The sequence below is a fragment of the Canibacter zhoujuaniae genome (genome assembly GCF_011752005.1).
Lineage (GTDB): Bacteria > Actinomycetota > Actinomycetes > Actinomycetales > Microbacteriaceae > Canibacter > Canibacter zhoujuaniae.
On record NZ_JAAIJZ010000001.1, the window covers coordinates 636332 to 658629 of the forward strand.

Annotated in this window: 15 protein-coding genes, 1 tRNA gene and 2 rRNA genes; 1 reads left to right on the forward strand and 17 read right to left on the reverse strand. The window is 54.3% G+C overall.

The window, feature by feature from the left end; all coding sequences use genetic code 11:
• Positions 1–66: 66 nt before the first annotated feature.
• A 23S ribosomal RNA gene (locus HCR00_RS02960) occupies positions 67–3179 on the reverse strand.
• Between the two features lie 497 nt (positions 3180–3676).
• Positions 3677–5200 (reverse strand): 16S ribosomal RNA (locus HCR00_RS02965).
• Together the 16S and 23S rRNA genes form the textbook arrangement of a ribosomal RNA operon.
• A 456-nt stretch (positions 5201–5656) precedes the next feature.
• Between HCR00_RS02965 and tgt the strand changes: the two genes are divergently transcribed.
• Positions 5657–6964, forward strand: coding sequence for a tRNA guanosine(34) transglycosylase Tgt (gene tgt, locus HCR00_RS02970; RefSeq protein ID WP_167142595.1), 1308 nt, complete (start codon positions 5657–5659; stop codon positions 6962–6964).
• Positions 6965–6978: 14 nt separating this feature from the next.
• Here tgt and HCR00_RS02975 read toward each other — a convergent pair whose 3' ends face one another.
• The 15 genes from HCR00_RS02975 to HCR00_RS03045 all read right to left on the reverse strand — a co-directional run bounded on the left by HCR00_RS02975 (position 6979) and on the right by HCR00_RS03045 (position 22079).
• The gene (locus HCR00_RS02975) at positions 6979–7902 is read right to left on the reverse strand and encodes an NAD(P)/FAD-dependent oxidoreductase (RefSeq protein WP_167142598.1); all 924 of its coding nucleotides are present in this window, start codon (positions 7900–7902) and stop codon (positions 6979–6981) included.
• 9 nt (positions 7903–7911) lie between these two features.
• Positions 7912–9426: a glutamate--tRNA ligase gene (gene gltX, locus HCR00_RS02980; protein ID WP_167142601.1), complete on the reverse strand. Its 1515-nt coding sequence runs from the start codon at positions 9424–9426 to the stop codon at positions 7912–7914.
• 14 nt (positions 9427–9440) lie between these two features.
• Complete coding sequence (locus HCR00_RS02985; RefSeq protein WP_166987554.1) at positions 9441–10370, reverse strand: LysR family transcriptional regulator; 930 nt, start codon at positions 10368–10370, stop codon at positions 9441–9443.
• 9 nt (positions 10371–10379) lie between these two features.
• Positions 10380–11807 carry a dual-specificity RNA methyltransferase RlmN gene (gene rlmN, locus HCR00_RS02990; protein WP_167142604.1) on the reverse strand — a complete coding sequence of 476 codons (1428 nt, stop codon included), beginning with the start codon at positions 11805–11807 and terminating at the stop codon, positions 10380–10382.
• Positions 11808–11812: 5 nt separating this feature from the next.
• Complete coding sequence (locus HCR00_RS02995; RefSeq protein ID WP_167142607.1) at positions 11813–12628, reverse strand: fumarylacetoacetate hydrolase family protein; 816 nt, start codon at positions 12626–12628, stop codon at positions 11813–11815.
• Positions 12629–12641: 13 nt separating this feature from the next.
• Positions 12642–13769 carry a branched-chain amino acid aminotransferase gene (locus HCR00_RS03000; RefSeq protein ID WP_166987544.1) on the reverse strand — a complete coding sequence of 376 codons (1128 nt, stop codon included), beginning with the start codon at positions 13767–13769 and terminating at the stop codon, positions 12642–12644.
• A gap of 45 nt (positions 13770–13814) precedes the next feature.
• Positions 13815–13896, reverse strand: a tRNA-Leu gene (locus HCR00_RS03005).
• A 90-nt stretch (positions 13897–13986) separates the two neighbouring features.
• The gene (locus tag HCR00_RS03010) at positions 13987–14142 is read right to left on the reverse strand and encodes a zinc transporter permease (protein ID WP_166987541.1); all 156 of its coding nucleotides are present in this window, start codon (positions 14140–14142) and stop codon (positions 13987–13989) included.
• A 109-nt stretch (positions 14143–14251) separates the two neighbouring features.
• Positions 14252–14854: an RdgB/HAM1 family non-canonical purine NTP pyrophosphatase gene (gene rdgB, locus HCR00_RS03015; protein WP_166987538.1), complete on the reverse strand. Its 603-nt coding sequence runs from the start codon at positions 14852–14854 to the stop codon at positions 14252–14254.
• The gene (gene rph, locus HCR00_RS03020) at positions 14855–15595 is read right to left on the reverse strand and encodes a ribonuclease PH (RefSeq protein ID WP_167142611.1); all 741 of its coding nucleotides are present in this window, start codon (positions 15593–15595) and stop codon (positions 14855–14857) included.
• A 25-nt stretch (positions 15596–15620) separates the two neighbouring features.
• Positions 15621–16436, reverse strand: a complete 816-nt coding sequence (gene murI, locus HCR00_RS03025; protein WP_166987532.1) for a glutamate racemase — start codon at positions 16434–16436, stop codon at positions 15621–15623.
• Between the two features lie 131 nt (positions 16437–16567).
• Positions 16568–19294, reverse strand: coding sequence for an InlB B-repeat-containing protein (locus tag HCR00_RS03030; protein WP_167142614.1), 2727 nt, complete (start codon positions 19292–19294; stop codon positions 16568–16570).
• A gap of 224 nt (positions 19295–19518) precedes the next feature.
• Positions 19519–20166 (reverse strand): ribonuclease HII, encoded by a 648-nt coding sequence (locus HCR00_RS03035; RefSeq protein WP_167142617.1) that lies wholly within the window; start codon positions 20164–20166, stop codon positions 19519–19521.
• A gap of 4 nt (positions 20167–20170) precedes the next feature.
• The gene (gene lepB / locus HCR00_RS03040; protein ID WP_167142620.1) at positions 20171–20878 is read right to left on the reverse strand and encodes a signal peptidase I; all 708 of its coding nucleotides are present in this window, start codon (positions 20876–20878) and stop codon (positions 20171–20173) included.
• 145 nt (positions 20879–21023) lie between these two features.
• On the reverse strand, positions 21024–22079 hold the full coding sequence (locus tag HCR00_RS03045) for an NAD(P)H-dependent flavin oxidoreductase (protein ID WP_167142623.1): 1056 nt from the start codon (positions 22077–22079) through the stop codon (positions 21024–21026).
• Positions 22080–22298 lie beyond the last annotated feature (219 nt).

The following is a 22298-nucleotide window of genomic DNA, read 5'->3' on the forward strand; positions in this document are numbered from 1 at the left end:
GATCCGTCGGAAACCACACAGTAGACGCAAACAACAAAAACCCAACACTTCTTATAGCCAAAAATGTTTAACAAGTCTTCGGTCTATTAGTACCAGTCAGCTCCACACATTACTGCGCTTCCACATCTGGCCTATCAACCCCATAATCTATAGGGGACCTCACACCCACAATTGGGTAAGGAAATCTCATCTCGAGGCCGGCTTCCCGCTTAGATGCCTTCAGCGGTTATCCATCCCGAACGTAGCAAACCAGCCATGCCCTTGGCAGAACAACTGGCACACCAGAGGTCCGTCCAACCCGGTCCTCTCGTACTAGGGTCAGATCCTCTCAAATTTCCAACGCACGCAGCGGATAGGGACCGAACTGTCTCACGACGTTCTAAACCCAGCTCGCGTACCGCTTTAATGGGCGAACAGCCCAACCCTTGGGACCAACTCCAGCCCCAGGATGCGACGAGCCGACATCGAGGTGCCAAACCATGCCGTCGATATGGACTCTTGGGCAAGATCAGCCTGTTATCCCCGAGGTACCTTTTATCCGTTGAGCGACAGCGCTTCCACAAGCCACTGCCGGATCACTAGTCCCGACTTTCGTCCCTGCTCGACCTGTCAGTCTCACAGTCAAGCTCCCTTGTGCACTTACACTCGCCACCTGATTGCCAACCAGGCTGAGGGAACCTTTGGGCGCCTCCGTTACTCTTTGGGAGGCAACCGCCCCAGTTAAACTACCCACCAGGCACTGTCCCAGAACCCGATCAGGGTCCGTAGTTAGATATCCAGAGTGACCAGAGTGGTATTTCAACAACGACTCCACACACACTAGCGTGCATGCTTCAAAGTCTCCCACCTATCCTACACAAGCCACACCGAACACCAATACCAAGCTGTAGTAAAGGTCACGGGGTCTTTCCGTCCTGCTGCGCGTAACGAGCATCTTTACTCGTAATGCAATTTCGCCGAGTTCATGGTGGAGACAGCTGGGAAGTCGTTACGCCATTCGTGCAGGTCGGAACTTACCCGACAAGGAATTTCGCTACCTTAGGATGGTTATAGTTACCACCGCCGTTTACTGGGGCTTAAATTCAAAGCTTCACCCAAAAAGAGTTAACCTCTCCTCTTAACCTTCCAGCACCGGGCAGGCGTCAGTCCGTATACATCCAATTGCTTGTTAGCACGGACCTGTGTTTTTAGTAAACAGTCGCTTCCCACTGGTCTCTGCGGCCACCACACCCTTTCCCAAGCAAGTTGGTATAAGCGGATGGCCCCCCTTCTCCCGAAGTTACGGGGGCATTTTGCCGAGTTCCTTCACCACGATTATCTCGATCTCCTTAGTATTCTCTACCTGACCACCTGAGTCGGTTTGGGGTACGGGCAACCAGCAACCTCACGCCGATGCTTTTCTCGGCAGCATAGGATCAGTAACTTCACCAAAACGGCTCCCCATCACATCTCACCCAAACACCCGCGGATTTACCAACGGGATAGGCTACATGCTTAGCCCGGGACAACCATCGCCCGGGATTACCTACCTTCCTGCGTCACACCTCACGCTCACGCACCAACACCGGGTTCGAAAACCAACACCAGAAATCAACCCCGAAGGGAAAAAATCCAGAAAAGCTTTCTTAGCACTTATTGGATTGTGTTGAACGGTTACCAGCCGGTACGGGAATATCAACCCGTTATCCATCGACTACGCCTGTCGGCCTCGCCTTAGGTCCCGACTTACCCAGGGCAGATTAGCTTGACCCTGGAACCCTTGGTCTTCCGGAGGACGGGTTTCTCACCCGTCTTTCGCTACTCATGCCTGCATTCTCACTCGTGTCACATCCACAACTAGATCACTCTGCTGCTTCACTCGCGACACGACGCTCTCCTACCCAGTCAACAAACTGAACCACAAAGGCTTATCTAACTGTTAACTGCCATATCTTCGGTGGTGTGCTTGAGCCCCGTTACATTGTCGGCGCGGAATCACTTGACCAGTGAGCTATTACGCACTCTTTCAAGGGTGGCTGCTTCTAAGCCAACCTCCTGGTTGTCTAAGCAACTCCACATCCTTTTCCACTTAGCACACGCTTAGGGACCTTAGATGATGATCTGGGTTGTTTCCCTCTCGACTATGAAGATTATCCCCCACAGTCTCACTGCTACGCTCTCACTTACCGGCATTCGGAGTTTAGCTGACGTCAGTAACCTTGTAGGGCCCATCGGCCATCCAGTAGCTCTACCTCCGGCAAGAAACACGTAACGCTGCACCTAAATGCATTTCGGAGAGAACCAGCTATCACGAAGTTTGATTGGCCTTTCACCCCTAACCACAGCTCATCCCCTCAGTTTTCAACCTAAGTGGGTTCGGCCCTCCACACGCTCTTACACGTGCTTCAGCCTGGCCATGGCTAGATCACTTCGCTTCGGGTCTAGGACACGCGACTAAAACGCCCTATTCAGACTCGCTTTCGCTACGGCTACCCCACACGGGTTAACCTCGCCACATGCCGCTAACTCGCAGGCTCATTCTTCAAAAGGCACGCCATCACACCAAAAACAGTGCTCTGACGGATTGTAAGCAAACGGTTTCAGGTACTATTTCACTCCCCTCCCGGGGTACTTTTCACCTTTCCCTCACGGTACTTGTCCGCTATCGGTCATCTAGTAGTATTTAGGCTTACCAGGTGGTCCTGGCAGATTCACACGGGATTTCACGGGCCCCGTGCTACTCGGGATACACATAACGCTGTAAGAAAATTTCAGATACGGGACTCTCACCCACTCCGGTCACCCCTTCCAAGGTGTTCTCCTATATCCTTAACAATCACGTCGAAAGTCCGGTAGAACAATCAAATGCGTCCCACAACCCCGCACGCGCAACCCCTACCGAGTATCACACACGCACGGTTTAGCCTCATCCAGTTTCGCTCGCCACTACTCCCGGAATCACTATTGTTTTCTCTTCCTGTGGGTACTGAGATGTTTCACTTCCCCACGTTCCCTCTACCCGCCCTATATATTCAGACGGGAGTAACACACAAACATAAAGTCGCATGCTGGGTTTCCCCATTCGGAAATCCTCGGATCACAGCTCGTTTATCAACTCCCCGAGGCTTATCGCAGATTACTACGTCCTTCTTCGGCTCTAGATGCCAAGGCATCCACCGTTCGCTCTTAAGAACTTGCAAACAAAACAAAATCACAAAACAAACACCACAACAAAAAGTTGCAGCATCCATCTCTAGACCATAAAAAAAATTAAGTATCACAACAACACAAACAAAACAAACACCACAACAAAAAATTGCAGCATCCATAAAGCTTGCATCACTGCAGATGCTCGCGTCCACTGTGTAGTTTCCAACGTACCCACACACCCAACCAGCAACCACCATCAAAACAGCAGCCACCAGAAGGAGTGCAAGAAACCCAAACCAGAAAAAACCTGGCCCCGGTCTCCCAGAACCCCAATAGTATGCACCAACAACCAGAACCGAAAACCAAACACCCCGTTCCAACCCCACAAAAGAATGAAGCGTACTAAACAGCATCCAGAAACAATCCCAATCAATCATCAAACGTTCCACCCATGAGCCACCAGCAAACACACACACGGCATTTAAACTGGCAACCACCACAAAACAGACACAAGCCTGAATAACATGCGGCGACAAATGCTCCTTAGAAAGGAGGTGATCCAGCCGCACCTTCCGGTACGGCTACCTTGTTACGACTTAGTCCTAATCACCAGTCCCACCTTAGACGGCTCCCTCCAAAAAGGTTAGGCCACCGGCGTCGGGTGTTACCGACTTTCATGACTTGACGGGCGGTGTGTACAAGGCCCGGGAACGTATTCACCGCAGCGTTGCTGATCTGCGATTACTAGCGACTCCGACTTCATGGGGTCGAGTTGCAGACCCCAATCCGAACTGAGACCGGCTTTTTGGGATTCGCTCCACCTTACGGTATCGCAGCCCTTTGTACCGGCCATTGTAGCATGCGTGAAGCCCAAGACATAAGGGGCATGATGATTTGACGTCATCCCCACCTTCCTCCGTGTTGACCACGGCAGTATCCCATGAGTCCCCGGCATAACCCGCTGGCAACATAGGACGAGGGTTGCGCTCGTTGCCGGACTTAACCGAACATCTCACGACACGAGCTGACGACAACCATGCACCACCTGTATAGAAGTGTCCAAAGAGTCCTGTATCTCTACAGTGTTCTCCTATATGTCAAGCCTTGGTAAGGTTCTTCGCGTTGCATCGAATTAATCCGCATGCTCCGCCGCTTGTGCGGGCCCCCGTCAATTCCTTTGAGTTTTAGCCTTGCGGCCGTACTCCCCAGGCGGGGAACTTAATGCGTTAGCGTCGACACGGAGACCGTGGAACAGTCCCCACATCTAGTTCCCAACGTTTACGGCATGGACTACCAGGGTATCTAATCCTGTTCGCTCCCCATGCTTTCGCTCCTCAGCGTCAGTAGCGGCCCAGAGATCTGCCTTCGCCATCGGTGTTCCTCCTGATATCTGCGCATTCCACCGCTACACCAGGAATTCCAATCTCCCCTACCGCACTCAAGCCTGCCCGTACCCACTGCAAGTCTAAGGTTGAGCCTTAGGATTTCACAGCAGACGCGACAAACCGCCTACGAGCTCTTTACGCCCAATAATTCCGGACAACGCTTGCACCCTACGTATTACCGCGGCTGCTGGCACGTAGTTAGCCGGTGCTTTTTCTGTAGGTACCGTCACTTACGCTTCTTCCCTACTAAAAGAGGTTTACAACCCGAAGGCCGTCATCCCTCACGCGGCGTTGCTGCATCAGGCTTTCGCCCATTGTGCAATATTCCCCACTGCTGCCTCCCGTAGGAGTCTGGGCCGTGTCTCAGTCCCAGTGTGGCCGGTCACCCTCTCAGGCCGGCTACCCGTCGTCGCCATGGTAAGCCATTACCTCACCATCAAGCTGATAGGCCGCGAGTCCATCCCCCACCAAAAAATCTTTCCACCAATCACCATGCGGTAAAAGGTCATATCCAGTATTAGACACCGTTTCCAGCGCTTATCCCAGAGTGAGGGGCAGGTTACTCACGTGTTACTCACCCGTTCGCCACTAATCCACCCAAGCAAGCTTAGGCTTCATCGTTCGACTTGCATGTGTTAAGCACGCCGCCAGCGTTCGTCCTGAGCCAGGATCAAACTCTCCGTAAAAAACAAAAAAACAAACAGCATCGGGAAAACAACACTGAATGCGAGTTTGACCTGACAAACGATTCTGACAATCAAAAAATCATCAAGAATGTTCATCCAAAAACAAGGAATCCCCACCAGCATAAAAACTGGCACGAGGTTCAAATAAAATTTGGCATTTGACAATCAAGTGCACACTATTGAGTTCTCAAAGACCAAACAGAACCCGTACACGCTCCAACCAAGAAGCCTCCGAACCCCGCAGGATCAAAACAATGAAAAACAACCATAACACAAAAAGCCAACAAACAAAAGCCAGAAAATGTGTAAACAGTGTTTCCCACCAAGACGCTGACCGTGTTTCCGTTTCCTGACGTTCGGCCAACAGATGACTACTCTACGCACCCAGACCCACCCCACGCAAACAACACCAACACCCGGGCGTGTCGCAGGCGTAAATACGCTTGAATAGTGCCCATGTCTATTAATGACCGCAGCAATTTTGGATTCCAAGTAAATAGCGTGCTCACCTCCGACGGTTTTACAGGCACACACTCCGGTAAACCCCTGGGTCGCACAGGCACGATCACAACACCCCACGGCACAATCAACACCCCCGCTTTTATCCCGGTTGGCACAAAAGCAGTTGTAAAAGGTTTGCTGCCTGAGACTGTTAGAGAGTTGGGCGGGCAGGCTGTTTTAGCGAACGCCTATCACCTGTTTTTGCAGCCCGGCAGCAAAACCCTCGATCGGGCTGGTGGGCTTGCAAAGTTTATGCACTGGAACGGCCCAACCTTTACCGACTCCGGCGGCTTCCAAGTAATGTCACTCGGTGTCGGTCACAAGAAGACTCTCTCAATGGAGGCGGCAAAACACAACGCCGCTGAAGTTATCGCGAAAGACAAAGATCGACTTGCCAAGGTTGATGAAGACGGGGTCACCTTCAAATCCTTCATAAACGGCGATACACACCGCTTCACGCCTGAAGTCTCCATGCGCGTTCAGCACGAAATTGGCGCAGACATCATGTTCGCTTTTGATGAACTGACCACGCTGATGAACTCCCGAGAGTATCAGGAAGCCTCTGTGCAGCGCACATCCCGGTGGGCAAAACGCTGCCTTGACGAGCATGCGCGCCTTACAAGAGAGCGGACGGATCGGCCATACCAGGCACTGTTTGGTGTTATTCAGGGAGCGCAATACGAAGACCTGCGGCGGATGGCGGCAAAAGATTTGGGCACTATGACGGGTGCGGAACACACCTCACAGACCTTTGACGGTTTCGGCCTTGGCGGCGCAATTGAAAAACCGCGGCTCGGCGAAATTGTGAGCTGGATGACCGATGAACTCCCGGAAGATAAACCGCGCCATCTGCTCGGTATCTCCGAACCAGATGACCTGTTTCTGGGAATCGCAGCAGGTGCCGACACTTTTGACTGCGTTGCCCCCTCCCGTCAGGCTCGGGGTGGCACAATGTACAGCCGCGACGGCCGTGTAAACGCAAAAAATTCGATCCACAAAACCAGATTCGAGCCGCTTGAAATAGGTTGCGATTGCTACACCTGCGAAAACTATGACGCCGCATATCTGCATCATTTGTTTAAGTCGCGCGAGATGGGCGCTGCAACACTGGCAACAATTCACAACGAACGGTTTATTGTGCGACTCGTTGATGAAATTCGCGCATCGATGACTGACGGCACCTTTGCTGAGCTCCGCGAAGAAACGCTGCATCGCTACTACGGCAAGGAGTATGCCCAGGAGGTAATTGCACGCGCTAGCTAAGCTTTACGCGGCTCTTAATTCACTTTCTCGCTTAGAGTAACCAGCAAATGCGGCACTATCGCGGCGCCGCTACCGGCTGCAACCAACAGCTGCTCAGGTTTCCCAGTGGCCGCTTCTCCCACCGCATAAAGCCCGCTGATGCGCGTTAATCCGGGAAGTGCTGCGTGCGGATCCGAAAGCCCTAAACCCTTAAATGCTGTTTCGGTCACACCGAGCGGCGCGAGGAATTTAATATTCAAAGAGCTCTTTGGCAGCACAAACCCGGCGCTTGCTGCAACAACCTCACCAGTGTGCAGGCGCACACCGTGCATTTGGGCGCGCTCACCAATAATCTCACTGACGCTATCGGCGTTTAGCACCGTCACCCTAGGGCTAAAGCGGCGCACCAGAGTCTCCGCCTGCAGCACAGCTTCCCGCTCTATTTCCGGGTGCGGAATGATGACGAGTGGCTTGTTTGTTTTTTCATAACCGTCACAAACCACACAGCTGTGTAACGCAGTCCCATAATAGGCGCGCAGGTTGGTAATTTCAGGCAGCTGTTCAGCAAGCCCGGTTGCAACCACTACGATCCTTGCGCTGACAGTTTTAACCTCACCGCCCCGCACTGTTCGTAGGCTTAGCTCAAACCCCGCATCAGCGCCGCCCTGCACCGCAGTAACCTCTGCCATTAGGTAGCTCGCACTCGGATAGGTGAGAAATTCTTCACGCCCGAGTTGCCTAAGTTCCAGCGGGGATGCGCCGTCACGGGTAATGAAACCGTGCGAGATAAGGGTGGCCGAGTGCCGTGGCCGGTTTGCATCGACCAACAGAACCCGCGCATGGCCGCGCACCAGGTTGAGAGCGCAGGCAAGCCCAGCTGGCCCGGCCCCAATCACCACAGCGTCAAAACAGTTTGCGGGAACAGCCTCCCCAGCGCCGCAGATAGCAGCTGTCGGCACAGCGCCCCCTTAAAGCTGGTCTGCTAGCCGCTGTAGACGGGTCAGCGATTCTGCCTTACCAAGCAGCTCTAACGACTCGAAAAGCGGCGGTGATACGCGACGGCCAGAAACTGCGACGCGCAGTGGCGTAAAGGCAAATCTTGGCTTCAGCTCCATTTTTTCAACCAACGCAGACTGCAGTGTTTCTTGGATTGTCGCTGCTTTCCACTTATCGTCACTGAGTGCGTTAAGCGCCTCCTGGCTCGCCTCGAGCACCTCAGGCGCGTTATCTGACAGAGCCTTAAGCGCATCAGCAGCGTAGTCAATGTGTTCAGCTGTTGTGAAGAGGAAGCCCAACATTCCAACAGCCTCACTGAGCACAGTAATGCGTGACTGCACGAGCGGCACCGCCTGGTGCAGCACCTCTCGCTGTTTCTCAGTTAGCTCAGCTGGCAGAGCTCCCCCGGCTATCAGATACGGCACTATACGCTCTTCAAAATCTTGCGGGTCGAGCAGTCGAATATGATCTGCGTTTATCGAGTCTGCTTTCTTCTGGTCGAATCGCGCTGGGTTCGGGTTGACGTTCTTTACATCAAAAGCTGCAACCATTTCGTCGCTGGTAAACACATCACGGTCTGGGGCCAGCGACCAGCCGAGCAGCGAGAGATAGTTTATGAGCCCCTCGGGAATGAAACCGCGGTCGCGGTGATGCAAGAGGTTCGACTCGGGATCGCGCTTTGAAAGCTTCTTATTCCCCTCCCCCATCACATATGGCAAGTGACCAAAGTTTGGAATATGCCCCGCAACCCCGATCTCAATAAGCGCATGGTAGAGCGCAATCTGGCGCGGAGTGGATGACAATAGATCTTCACCACGCAGCACATGGGTGATGCCCATCAGAGCGTCATCAACAGGGTTTACCAGTGTGTAAAGCGGCGCCCCGTTTGGTCGCACAACAACAAAGTCGATCGTGGAACCGGCAGGGAAAGTGATGTCACCGCGCACCAGGTCTGTGAATGATAGATCAACATCCGGCACACGGAAACGCAAAGCTGGCTGGCGGCCTTCCCTGCGGAATGCCTCTTTCTGCTCTTCGGTTAAATCGCGATCAAAGTTATCGTAACCAAGCTGCTTTGGGCGACCGTTAGCAATGTTGCGAGCTTCAATCTCTTCGGGGGTTGAATAGCTTTCATAGAGATGACCGCCGGCCTTTAGCTTCTCGATAACATCCTGGTAGATCTCGCCGCGCTGTGACTGCCGGTATGGCTCATGCGGGCCACCGACGCCAACGCCCTCGTCCCAGTTAAGACCCAGCCAGTGCAGGCTGTCGATAATCTGTGCAAAACTTTCTTCGCTGTCTCGTGCCGCATCAGTGTCTTCAATACGGAAAACAAAAGTGCCGCCCGTATGCCGTGCATAAGCCCAGTTAAACAGAGCTGTGCGCACCATACCCACGTGTGGGGTGCCGGTTGGTGACGGGCAAAAACGGACGCGCACGTCGCTGCCGGTTGCAGTTGAGAACAAAGATTTGCTTGAAGTAGTCATCACAAGCAAGTTTACTAGAGTGACTCAAGCCCCCAGCGCCCAGCATCAACCTCAGCTGCAAGTGTCGCCGCTAGTCTGGCAGCTGGGCTCAGCACCGCTGTATCGGTCGTTGCCAAGCCGACTGTGCGATGTCGCGCCCGTTGCATGGATACGGCCTTGGCCCCCTCAGGCAGTGTGCGCATGCCTGCAAGTGCTAAGCCCGGCACAAGCGCCACAGCAGTGCCGGCTGCCACCATCGCAACCATCGCCGGCATGTTATCGGTCTCTTGAATAATGTCCGGCTCGAACCCGTGCTCAGCTGCCACAGACAGCAGGTTGCCACGACACTTCTCACAGCCAGCGATCCAGTGGTCTGCCCTAAAGTCAGCCATGTCTACCGCACCTTTAACAGCAGCGCGGGCGTCATCTGCAGCGATAACAAGATGCAGCTGCTCCCGCCACAGCGGTTTATAGACCGTTCCAGCCGGCAGCTTGGTGGTGTCTTGGTAGTCGAAAATTAGCGCGCAGTCGACTTCCCCATCGCGCAGCATTGCCAAGGCGGATGGTGGCTCTGCCTCGCGATACTGCATCGTTACTCCGGGGGCGAGTGAGGCTAAGGATCGCATCATGTCCGGCACTACGGTTGCCGAAGCTGAGGGGAACCCAACCAGACGCAGCTGCCCCCCGCGATCATCTTTTAACGCAGCAATTTTCTCGAATGCTTCATCGAGCTCAGCAACGACCTTTGCACCGTGACTGGCAAGAATCAGACCCGCCGGTGTCAAGCGGACACTGCGCCCAACCCGTTCGGTTAACGGCACCTGCAGTTTTGCTTCCAGTCGCTTTACGCGCTGCGACACAGCCGGCTGACTCAACCCCAGTTTTTCAGAAACTCCGGCGAGTGAACCTTCGCTACCCAGACTGTACAAAATGCGTAGGTCTGTTGAGTCGACACCCTCAGCCATGCTGTCTCATCAGTCTTCAGAGCTCATCCGAGCATCTACAACAGCGCGTGTACGTTCAGCTTCAGCCGCTAAAAGACGCGCTTGATTCTCAGCATTTTCTGCCTGCGCGCTGCGCAGCGCCTCAGCTTTATCAGCTTCGGTGGCGACTAGCTGGCCGCAGGCTCCATCAATTTCTTTGCCGCGCGTATCACGCAGAGTTGTTGGAATTCCGGCTTCATTCAAGCGCCGCACAAATTCGCGTGTCACATCGGGCTCAGAGCGCGTCCAAATAGAGCCCGGAGTTGGGTTCAGGGGGATCGGGTTAACGTGCACCCAACCTCGCCCGCGCGCATTTAATTTTTCAGCCAGCAGGTCAGCACGCCAGGCGTGATCGTTCATATCTTTGATCAACGCATACTCGATTGACACACGCCGCCCAGTTTTTTCGAAGTAGCCGCGCGCAGCGTCAAGCACCTCGTCAACCTTCCACCGGCTGTTTACCGGAATTAGGTCATCACGCAGCTCATCATCTGGCGCATGCAGGCTCAGCGCGAAGGTGAGCGGCAGCTCCTCGGCTGTCAGTTTGCGGATCGCGGGAGCCAATCCTACGGTAGAGACGGTAATGCCGCGCGCGCTCATACCCAGCCCCTCGCCGGCCGGGGCGATCATCGTGCGAATTGATTGCATCACCCGTTTGTAATTTGCGAGCGGCTCACCCATGCCCATAAACACGATATTTGTGACGCGCTCCGGCTCTGCGCCGTTCCCAGCCTGCCGACCAACACCGAGCCCACCCTCAGCGATAACGCGGTTTGCCTGCACAACCTGATCAACGATTTCTGCCGCTGACATGTTTCGAGTCAGCCCCGCCTGCCCGGTGGCGCAGAACGGGCAGTTCATGCCGCAGCCGCACTCACTGGAAACACAGAGCGTGATACGACCCGGATACCGCATTAGAACTGATTCAATAAGGGATCCGTCAAACAGGCGCCACAAAAACTTCACAGTTGCGCCGTCATCTGTTGTGAGACGCTTCACCTCAGTTAAAAGAGGTGGTAAGAGCTCTCGCACAAGCTCTGCACGCCCCTCTTTTGGCAGGTCTGTCATCCGTTCAGGATCAGCGGTGTAGCGCTCGAAATAGTGTTTCGCAATCTGTTTTGCACGGAATGCGGGCAGCCCCAGCTCTTTAACTTTTTCAACGCGCTCTGCAACACTCATATCAGCCAGGTGCTTTGGCGGCTGTTTCACACGCGGCGCGGCAAACTGCAGAGTTGGGCGCCCGTCTGGGTTGGTTATCTGCTTCCACCCTTCCGCTTTCGGCCGCACCTGCCGACGCTCAGACCTATCCGCTGCACCAACAGAACGTGGACGAGTCGCGCGCAGCCGCCCCTCAACCTGACGCACACGCGGCGTCAGATCTGCTTTCTCTGTGTTGTGGTTAAGTCGTGCTGGATCCATAAGCCCTATTTATGCAGTTTGGTTTCTGAGATTACTGGGTTTCGCAGCACCCCAATGCCGCTCACCTCAACCTCAACACTGTCACCGTCAGTAATCGTAGATACACCAGCGGGGGTGCCGGTGAGAATCACATCGCCAGGCACCAGGGTGAAAACTGAAGACGCATAGGAGACTAGTTTCGCAACCGAATGAATCATGTCATGCACCGGCGCATCCTGCCGAATTTCACCGTTGATCCGAGATTTTACGCGCGCGGCATCAGAATTAAACTCAGTTTCAATAACAGGTCCGAGCGGGCAAAAAGTATCAAACCCCTTAGCGCGCGCCCACTGCCCGTCAGCCACCTGCAGATCGCGAGCGGAAACGTCATTAGCCACTGTATAGCCGAAAACTATGTCAAGCGCTTTCTCTTCTGGCACGTGCTTCCCAACAGCACCAATTACAACAGCGAGTTCTGCCTCAACCTGCACATTGCTAGAAACCTGTGGCAGCACGATTGGATCGCCGGGGCCAATCACAGAGGTGTTCGGCTTTAAAAACAGGAGCGGCTCAAAGGCCCCGCTGGCGGAAGTAGCGCCCGTAATATCCTGCATTTCCTGCTGGTGCGCAACATAGTTTTTACCCACACCGATTACTTTTGACATCGGCACTACCGGGGATAAAACACGGATCTGGCCGAAGCCGTATCGAGTGCCGGTTGTCTCAAACTTCCCGCCGAGCGGATCACCAGCAAGCTCAACAACCTCCAGGTCGCCGTTTTCAGCTTCGTCGACGACACCGAATGCGATTTTCTGCTCTTTTGAGAATCGAACAATCTTCACAACCGACCGCCCTCTATTGCGCTACCTGATGCAGCCAGCCGCGCTTGTCTGCGCGCGTTCCGAACTGGATGCCGGTGATCTCCTCGCGAATCCGCACGGTCACATCGCCCGTTGGCTGTGGCAGCGCAATCTCAAAACCGTCTGGCCCGATTAGGTAACCGATCGGGGCGATCACAGCTGCTGTGCCGCAGGCGAATGCCTCTTGAATGTAGCCGCTCTTAACGCCAGCTGCCCATTCGCTGACGGTTACGTTACGCTCTTCAACTGTAAAGCCAAAATCGCGAGCGATCTCAATAATGCTTTCACGGGTCACCCCGGCAAGAATATTTCCGTTGAGCTCCGGGGTGAGAAGCTTGTTGTCGTTCGTGACAAGAAATAGATTCATGCCGCCAAGCTCATCTATTGAGTCATTATCACCGGCATCTGTAAACAGCACCTGTTGGCAACCGTTTGCAAAAGCTTCGTCTGTCGCAACGAGTGATGCGGCGTAATTGCCACCGCACTTTGCAAAGCCGGTGCCTCCAACTCCCGCACGATTGTAGCTGGTCGACAGCCACAGCTTCAACGGCTTCAAACCACCTTCGAAGTAGTTACCTGAGGGGCTTGCGATAACGATAAAACGTGCACGGTGCGCACTGCGAACGCCTAAAAACACCTCGTCAGCAAACATAAACGGGCGCAGGTATAGCGAGAACCCTTCCTGCTCCGGCACCCAGCGGCTATCAACCGCAGTGAGCTTTTCGCACGCAGCGATAAAGAGCTCCTCAGGCAGTTCGGGCAGCGCAAGACGTTTTGCGCTCTTGTTGAATCGGGCAGCGTTTCGCTCTGGCCGGAAAATTGCGATTTCCCCGTTTGGATGACGGTATGCCTTCACACCCTCAAAAATTTCCTGCCCGTAGTGCAGCACAGCGTTTGCTGGATCCATCGCAATAGGGCCGTAAGGCAACACTTCGGGAGTTTGCCAGCCGGTCTCTTTTTCCCACACGATTGAGATCATGTGGTCGGTGAAAAAGGATCCGAACCCCAGCTCACCCTTTAAAATTTCAGCAACTTCAGCGTCACTCTTTGGGTTGCTTGGCACCACCTGAAATTCTACGGTCACTTTTTGCTCCGTTCTCTGATGCACTGATGTTACAACCATCTGTGCAGATAAAGATGCGCGCGGCATAAATACCGCGCGCACTAGTACGGGAGAAGAGACTTGAACTCTCACGCCTTGCGGCACAGGAACCTAAATCCTGCGTGTCTACCAATTCCACCACTCCCGCGCTGCAAACAGTTTAGCGTAAATTACGGCTGCGCATATGCAACAGGCGGCAGGCTCAATTAAGAACCCGCCGCCTGCGCATTAATAATGCTTAGTGCTCGTCGTAGTGACCGTCGTGCTCAGCGTGACGGTGACCGTCGTGCAGGTAATCTACGTGATCACCGTGCTCAACCGTCTCATGCCCACAGTCTGCGCCGTGCGCATGCTCTTCAACGGTGTGCTCGCTAGTCTTGTGCTCTTCAGTCATAATTTGGTTCCTTACTTAATAGCTGTTACACCAATTGTGACCGTGCACCGAGAGGTTGTCAATTTACTGGTAGTGAGAAACAAACTCAGTTTCATCAGGGGTTTTTTACTCAGCCAAGCCGCTGCTGCAAGAGCGGAATCAAAGCCTCAAACGCCCGCCGACGGTGCGACAGTAAATTCTTTTTTTCCGGGTCAATCTCAGCCGCAGAAACATCCATGCCGCGGGGCTGAAAAATTGGATCGTACCCAAAACCATTCTCGCCGCGCCGCTCGTTAAGAACCGATCCTTCCCACTCACCGAGCACCACATCTTCAGTGGTTGATCCAGCTGCGTCCGGCACAACCAGCGCGGCCGCGCACACGAAACTGGCCTCTCGATGCGCTGCCGGGACATCCTTTAACTGCCACAGCAGTAGGTCAACATTCGCACTGTCTGACCGAGCCGGCCCGCCCCAGCGCGCAGAAAAAATACCCGGCGCGCCACCCATTACGCGCACCGCAATTCCGCTGTCGTCAGCGATCGCCGGTTTGCCCGTGCGGATCGCCGCTGCCCGCGCCTTTATGAGCGCATTTTCGGCAAAGCTGATGCCAGATTCAACCGGTTCCGGCCCGTCGTCACCAACAAGTTGCACCTCAGGTAGCAAAGGCGCAAGAATCGCACGCAACTCTTCTAGTTTGTGTGCGTTGCGGCTGGCGAGAATAACTTCAGTCATTTAGAACTCAACTCCTTGCAAAGCCGCTTCCTGTGCGGCGCGCAACTGACTGTTTGCGGCCTCTGCAAGATCGAGCAGCTGTGCCAGTTCACCGCGCGTAAAAGGAGCGCCCTCTGCAGTTCCCTGCACCTCAACGAAGTCGCCAGAACCTGTCATCACAACGTTCATATCTGTTTCAGCGGTTGAGTCTTCAACATACGGCAAATCTGCCACGGCTTGGCCGTTAACGATACCAACAGACACCGCAGCAACAGAGTCTGTGAGCACCCTATTTCTCAAAGGAATAAACTTTCTTTCTTTCGCCCACGCAACAGCTTCTGCGAGCGCGACATAAGCGCCGGTAATGCTCGCTGTGCGGGTGCCGCCGTCTGCCTGCAGCACATCACAGTCGATGACAATAGTGTTTTCACCGAGGGCTTTGGTGTCAACTACAGCGCGCAAACTGCGCCCGATGAGACGTGAAATTTCGTGGGTGCGACCGCCAATTTTACCGCGCACTGATTCGCGCCCTGTGCGCTCACTGGTCGCGCGCGGCAGCATTGCGTACTCTGCTGTCACCCAGCCGGTGCCCTCCCCCTTTTTCCAACGGGGCACCTCGTTGGTGAAGCTCGCTGTGCACAGCACCTTTGTCTTGCCGAAACTTACAAGCGCTGATCCTTCGGCCTGTTCACTCCAGCCGCGTTCGATTTTTATGTCGCGCAGCTGTTCCGGGGTGCGGCCGTCAAATCGGGTCTGGGTCATGTTTGTCCTTTCTTAAATGCGCGTGTTAGATACGCGTCACGCTGTCGATTTGCAGGCCGAGCATTGTTTGCGCGAGCGCTTTAAACGAGCCGGTATCTCTGCCCGTCGCCTCAAACCGTATCTGAGGCGGATGGTCTTGTGGGTTTAAAAGGTCGAGCTTGCGCAGCACACGATAGACCTCGTTGGCGGTTTCAGTGTCACTGGTAACTAAGGCCACATTGGGGCCGACGGTGTGTCTAATTGCGCCCTGCAAGAACGGGTAGTGGGTGCAGCCAAGAATTAGAGTATCGATGTCGGCTGCGATTAGCGGCTCGAGGTAGCGCTTAGCGACATCCTCCACTTCTGGGCCTGCGGTTGTGCCAGCTTCAACGAGCTCAACAAAGCGGGGTGCCGCCTGACTAATCAGGTCAACTCCGCCGTGCACAGCGCAGAAATCGTCGTACACACGACTTTTTACTGTTGCTTGGGTGCCGATAAGCCCAATATTGCCGTTGCGGGTTAGGGCAATCGCGCTGCGCACGGTGGGGCGGATCACTTCTACAACCGGCACATCGTAGCGTTCGTATGCATCGCGCAGCACTGCTGTGGAGGCGGTGTTGCAGGCGATCACAAGCATCTTCACGCCCTCTGCAACCAGTCTGTCGAGCATTTCAAGCGAGTATTCACGCACCTCTTTTATGGGTTTCGTGCCGTATGGGTTGCGGGCGGTGTCGCCGAGGTAAATTATTGCTTCATTTGGCAGCTGATCCCTAATTGCACGCGCAACTGTTAAGCCGCCAACACCAGAGTCGAAAACGCCGATGGGTAGGGTTGTATCAAGTTCTGGAAACTTCTGCTTCACGCCTATAAATGTACCCTGCAAAGGTTAGAGGATCCCCCGCTTTACCATTTTGTGTGCGGCAGCAGATATGAGAAGCTCCCCTACGACTGGCGTATATTGCAGTCGCAGGGGAGCTTTTTTAGCGTTGAGTTTTAGCTCCGTGTGCGGCGGCGCGCTGTGAGAAGCGCACCACCAAGAGCAAGCACTCCGGCTCCGATTAGGAGAGCCAGGGTAGCGTCAGGAGCGCCTGTGTTGGCGAGGGTTTGCTTCCCGCTCGCTGTCACAGGAGCCGCTTGTGTAGCCCCTGATGCTGCAGCTTTGATGGTGATTTCCTGAGAGACACTCACCTTCTGCTCTGCGCCATCTGCGCTGCGTGCAAGGCCGGTAGCAATCACAGTGTGTGACCCCGCTGGCAGAGTGCTAGGCACCTTCCATGCGAGAGAGGCAGCCCCTTGCGCATCAGCTTTGACTGTGCCAATAACGAGCGGATCAGAGTGCACCTCAAAGGTGACTTCAGTTCCCGGGATAAATCCGGCTGCAAGGATATCTAGGGCATCTCCCACTGCAAGCTCAGTCTGTGAGAGGGTGAGCTGCGGTTTCACAGTCGCGGGTGCGTTATCCGCTGGTGCGTTATCCGCGTCTGCTGGTGCGTCATTCGTATCCGCGGCAGGAGCTTCTGTGCCTGCGTCGTCAGTCTCAGCAGGCACTGCCGGAGCAGCAGGCTCACTTGGCTTGTCAACCGGGGCAACCGGCTCAGCGTTTGAGTCACCTGGCTCGGTGTTTGAGTCAGCCTGCTTCTCCACCCCGATGTATAGCTTGTCAGAAACAACCCAATCTGTTTGCTTGTATTCATTTCCGTACCAGCCGGCAGAGCGAACAGAAACGGTGTAGACACCATTAGGAACAGAGCTGAAGGTTTCAGAACGCGCTTCAGGATCAGAGAGGTTCTTCTGCTTGCTCTGGTAGAGCGGGTCTGAGCACTGCTCCACACAGGTGATCAGCACCTCCCAGCCGCGGGCTGGAGTCGCACCAGAATAGCTCCATTCGGCTGCAACGTCACCCTTCTCCTGCACAGTTGCTGCAACAGTATCCGGTGCGAAGATCGCGTTTGGATCGTAATCAATCGCCTTAAATGTCAGCTTTTCTGCGCGGTCGATAGAGCGTTCAGTCAGCGCCAGGGCGTGCGCAGCCATTGTTCCGGCATAGTAGGTCTTGTTGCGATCCATACTGTTTGCCGCCAAAACAACATCTATTTTGAAGGCGCCGTCATTAGCCTTGAGCTGTTCTGGGGTTACCCACTGAGCGGCAATAAATTCGCCCTCACCGAGCCCTTGAGTTCTAACGTACTCCCCCGGCTTCCACATGGCTTCTTCGCTAACAACCACGTAGACACCATTCCGTGCAGCGTCACTAACAAAGTCTTTACCGCTAATGGTAAGCACATTCCGTGCTGCCGGATCAAGATTCTCATGCGGCTCAACAGTTACCGAAGCACTCGCACGGTTGGTGGGAGCAGTATTGCGCCCAAAAGTAGCGGTGAGGTTAACATCTGCATCCGGCATTGTGAAGGATGTTTGCGGGCTGGTCCAGGCTGTTGGCTCAACACCAGGAGTTTCGCTCGTCCAACGCAGGAAGTGATGATTTTCTGGCACCTGCGCTGTGATGGTTACGGTCTCTCCCGCAAGCGCAGTTTGCGCTGAGGCTGTGCCGCCGGTCACGGCGATCGCATGAGCTACCGCCGCAGGTTTATCTTCAAAGACTGCTGTGACGGTGACGGCGCTAGCCGGCATCATAAAACTGGTATTAGCGTCTTTCGCATTAGCAAATGACACACCAGCAGTTTCGGTGCGCCACTCGAGAAAGCGTTTACCCTCTGGCACCGACGCGGTTAGCGTAACTTTCTCCCCTTTAGCTGCTTGCGCCTGAGAGGCCTTACCACCCTCGACTGTGACAGCGTGGGTCACAATGTTTGGGGTTGTGTAGCTAATACCAATTTCTGTCGGCACTTTACGCGAGTCTGCTGAACCACCGCTGGAGTACCAGTAAGCTGCCTGCCCTGTTTCTCCTTGGAAGTCAACAAATTCTTGCGGCCATGAGCCCCAGTTCGCTCCGGTGCGTGCCTGGGTTCCGCCCAGCGGCGGAGTAACCTCAACACCCTTGTATTCGGGTGTCACTTTAATGCCACTGTCAGTTACTGTGACATTTTTTAGGGTGGCGAGAGTTACTTCACGAGCACGCAACCGCTTCCACTGGCTCTGATCCTCCATGGACGTGCCGTATCCAGAAAGGCGCCCTGTGAGCACACCCTCACCGTTTACAACGTTGAGTTTCGGGTTAACAACGCTCCAGTAGGTCATTCCCGAGTAGTAGATCACTGAGAATGAGCCAAACCAGCGGATTTGTGCGGAGTTTGTTTCAGGATCAACAGTTCCGGTGCCCTTAACGATGCGCACAATATTTTCTGAGGTTTTTCCTGAAGTGTTTGTGCGCGAGCCATCTCGAGTCTGGCACTTGGTGTCCCAGGTGGTTGGCACCAATTCTCCGTTGCTGTTTGGCTTCAGAATTGAGGTGTTATCGTCATTTTGACGCCACATCACGTCAGAGTTTGCAGGGTTAACAAACACCTTGCCGTTTTCTTCCTGTTTGCCCTGCCAGATGCTGGAAGACTCATTATCTCCAGACACACCAGCGCCAAGGAAGTTACAGGTTCTGGGTGCGTACCCCGCACTGCCTGATTCTGCGTTCAAACCCCACTCAAAGACTGCGTCAGTGATTTCTGATTCAGCAGCTTGCGCTGTGACCGGTACAAGGAGGGAGGTAGCTAGCACCCCGGAGAGTGCAACGGCAGCTATACCTGCCCTCCACTTGCTTCTATGCATGTAATACTCCTCATGTCACAAGGACATTTAGCACTTAGGTAAACGTAAATTAATCTGTGTAACTGCGTGCACGCAGTTTAGACAAGCACTACGTAGTGCTAGCCAGCCGAAAATCGGCACACAGATGAAAGATAGCATTACCTAACTTCGCAGCGTAAGAAAAAATTCCTGTGAATTTAATGAAGATCTTGCAGCCCCTTAAAACGACGCGAAAAATCGCTGATTTAAGGCAGTCTGATCCAGGTTTTGCGGTGCAGCTCGGTTACCCCGTGTGTTGCAATACCGGCGAAGTGCGCTTTCGAACCGTACCCTTTATTGCGCTCCCATGCATAGTGTGGGAAATTTTTCGCTGCTGCGATCATAAAGTGATCACGCTGCACCTTTGCGCGCACACTGGCTGCCGCAACTGTCGCACACGCGCGATCCGCCCCCACCCTAGTGACCACAGTGAGCGGTGAATTAAGTTGTGGGCTGAGCCAGTCGTGTTTACCGTCGAGCAAAATAACAGCATGCTGCACCGGAATGCCCACCTCGTGCAGCATGCTTAGCGCCTCACGCGCTGTGCGTCCGAGCATTTCGGTGATCCCGTTTGCGTCTATTTCTGCGGCTGCGCCGAACGCGACCGCGCCCGCACCCCAAGCGTCTAACAGCGGCGCCACAGCCTCCCGCCGTTTTTCGGTCAGCAGTTTTGAATCTCGCAAACCGGCTGGAATCTCTCCGGCATCCGGCGTAAAAACTTGGGCACCAACTGCAACAGGGCCGGCAATCGCCCCACGCCCAACTTCGTCGAGACCGATCACAAGCGGCGCTTTGGCGAGCAGCTCAAATTCATAATCGAGCGTTGGGTCTTTTGCGCAGTTTGAGATATTCATGCGGCTATTTGTCAGCGGGGTCGGGAACTTTTTTAAAAACTTCCGCATAGTTGTCGAGCCAGGTGAAACGATCGAGCGGCCAGTTCAAAACGAAGGCACGCCCAACCACGTTATCAATCGGCACAAATCCGCGCCCCGGCTGATCAGTGTTAAAGCGACTATCCCGTGATGCAAAGCGGTTATCACCGAGCACCCACAGCGCATTTTCGGGGACGGTCACATCGAACTCAGTGTACGGCCCCGGATGGTTGCGAGTCTCCTCAGACAAATAGGTCTCGTCTAGGGTCTCTCCGTTAATGCTCAGCCGCCCCCGTGCATCGCAGCACACCACGTGGTCGCCGGGCAACCCAATAACCCGCTTTATCAGGTAGCTGGCGTCATCTTCAGGAGCCAAACCGATGAACTGCATGAACTTACCCAGAGCGCTATCGTTCTTCTGTGGCACAGATAAAATCCAGCCACCCGGATCACTGAAAACCACAACATCACCGCGATTAAGCCCCACCACGTCTGGCACCAGCTGATTCACCATCACCCGGTCATTAACCTTCAGGGTTGTTTCCATCGAACTTGAGGGAATGAAAAAAGAGCGGATCAAGAAGGTTTTCAAAAGGAATGAGATGAGGAGCGCGACCAACACAATAACGATGAGATCGCGGATGAAGGTGAGGGCACCGCCTGATTTTTTAGCTGAGGTTTCGGAGTTCTGCACGTTTTCGTCTTAATTGAAGGATCTAGGTGAGATCACCAGTTTAGCCGCAACCTGATGCCAAGAACTCAAATACGGTAAAACATACTGCTGCCTTCGCGTAACGTGTATTAGTTTCCGGATCACTCTCTAAGGAGTTTAAACGCACTCAATCAGTTTCAGAGTTTGTTGTTGGCGCTATCTGACGCAGGATCTTTGCAGCAGGCCCTGCAGCTAGACCGGTGTACGGCTCACCCGCCCAAATGTGCGTCCATTCGTGCTCGCCCGTGCTTGCTGCTGCGCGTCGCAAAGGTGCGGTTATCTCATGCACCCCGGGATAGATTGCAGGGGCTGTTTCATGGTATCGCTCTGCCCAACTATTTTTGATAGCCCGCGCAAAGCGCCCGGTAAAAGCCCTCGTCAAAACCGTCTCCCGCTCCAACGACTGCAGCACCTCGCGCTGCGTCGCCGAGGTGCCCGCCTCGTCTGCTAAGAGCAGCGGGGTGCCGATCTCCACAGCAACAGCGCCAGCATCTAGCAGCTCTCGCACCTGCGCGGCGGTGCGGATCCCACCTGCGGCAATCAGCGGCAAAGAACATACGCTGCGTATCTTGGCAACCAGCTGCAACAGCGGTAGCTGATTTAACTCATCAGACACACTAAATGTTGACTGATGCCCACCAGCGGCAGGCCCCTGCACGCAGAGAAAATCAGCACCCGCTTGCGCAGCAACCACGGCGTCTTCAGGTTTGGTAACGGTTACACCAACGAGGGAACCAGAATCCTTAAGCCTGCGCACCAGCTCGGTGGCTGGGCAGCCGAAAGTGAAGGTTACCACGGCAACTGCCTGAGAAACACACACCTGTATGAGCTCATCAAAAACCCGAGCTTCACTCTCGACACTGGCTTTTGCCTCACCCAACTGGGCTTCTAGCTGCTGGCCTACAGTCTCTAAAGCAGTAGCGAACTCTGTCAGCTGCTTATCTGCGTCAGACGGCAGCTGTTCGTCGGTCACGGGCATAAAAAGATTGACACCGAAAGGCAGATCGGTAAGCGCTCTGGTCTTCTGAATCTGCTCTGCCAGGCTCTCGGCAGAGAGGTAGCCACCCGCCACAAAGCCTAGACCACCCGCTGCAGACACTGCTGCCGCAAGCTCAGGCGTGCTCACCCCACCAGCCATAGGGGCTCCAACAATAGGCAGTTCGAGAGATGAGAAAGAAAACATTTTGCACCCTTTCGCGAGCTTTTTCTAGCCACGAGTTTAGTCGCTGGGCTGCTTAAAGGCAGGCCTGTTTCTCTCAGCTGCGCAAGGTTGCATCTTGGCAGCTGTCATAAAACGGCAAGGGTCTGAATCCGATGCAGTATCAGATTCAGACCCTTGCAGAAGGAAACCCGTGCAGACCGATCCTAGTTAAGGAATTAGCCTAAGGCCGGGTTATGCCCT

Bases quoted from the DNA above. Each gene is read 5' to 3' on its own strand.
- HCR00_RS03030 (WP_167142614.1), bottom strand. From the start codon at position 19,294: ATGCATAGAAGCAAGTGGAGGGCAGGTATAGCTGCCGTTGCACTCTCC.
- HCR00_RS03000 (WP_166987544.1), bottom strand. From the start codon at position 13,769: ATGGTTGTAACATCAGTGCATCAGAGAACGGAGCAAAAAGTGACCGTA.
- rph (WP_167142611.1), bottom strand. From the start codon at position 15,595: ATGACCCAGACCCGATTTGACGGCCGCACCCCGGAACAGCTGCGCGAC.
- tgt (WP_167142595.1), top strand. From the start codon at position 5,657: ATGTCTATTAATGACCGCAGCAATTTTGGATTCCAAGTAAATAGCGTG.
- rlmN (WP_167142604.1), bottom strand. From the start codon at position 11,807: ATGGATCCAGCACGACTTAACCACAACACAGAGAAAGCAGATCTGACG.
- rdgB (WP_166987538.1), bottom strand. From the start codon at position 14,854: ATGACTGAAGTTATTCTCGCCAGCCGCAACGCACACAAACTAGAAGAG.
- HCR00_RS02985 (WP_166987554.1), bottom strand. From the start codon at position 10,370: ATGGCTGAGGGTGTCGACTCAACAGACCTACGCATTTTGTACAGTCTG.
- HCR00_RS03010 (WP_166987541.1), bottom strand. From the start codon at position 14,142: ATGACTGAAGAGCACAAGACTAGCGAGCACACCGTTGAAGAGCATGCG.
- HCR00_RS03035 (WP_167142617.1), bottom strand. From the start codon at position 20,166: ATGAATATCTCAAACTGCGCAAAAGACCCAACGCTCGATTATGAATTT.
- HCR00_RS03045 (WP_167142623.1), bottom strand. From the start codon at position 22,079: ATGTTTTCTTTCTCATCTCTCGAACTGCCTATTGTTGGAGCCCCTATG.
- gltX (WP_167142601.1), bottom strand. From the start codon at position 9,426: ATGACTACTTCAAGCAAATCTTTGTTCTCAACTGCAACCGGCAGCGAC.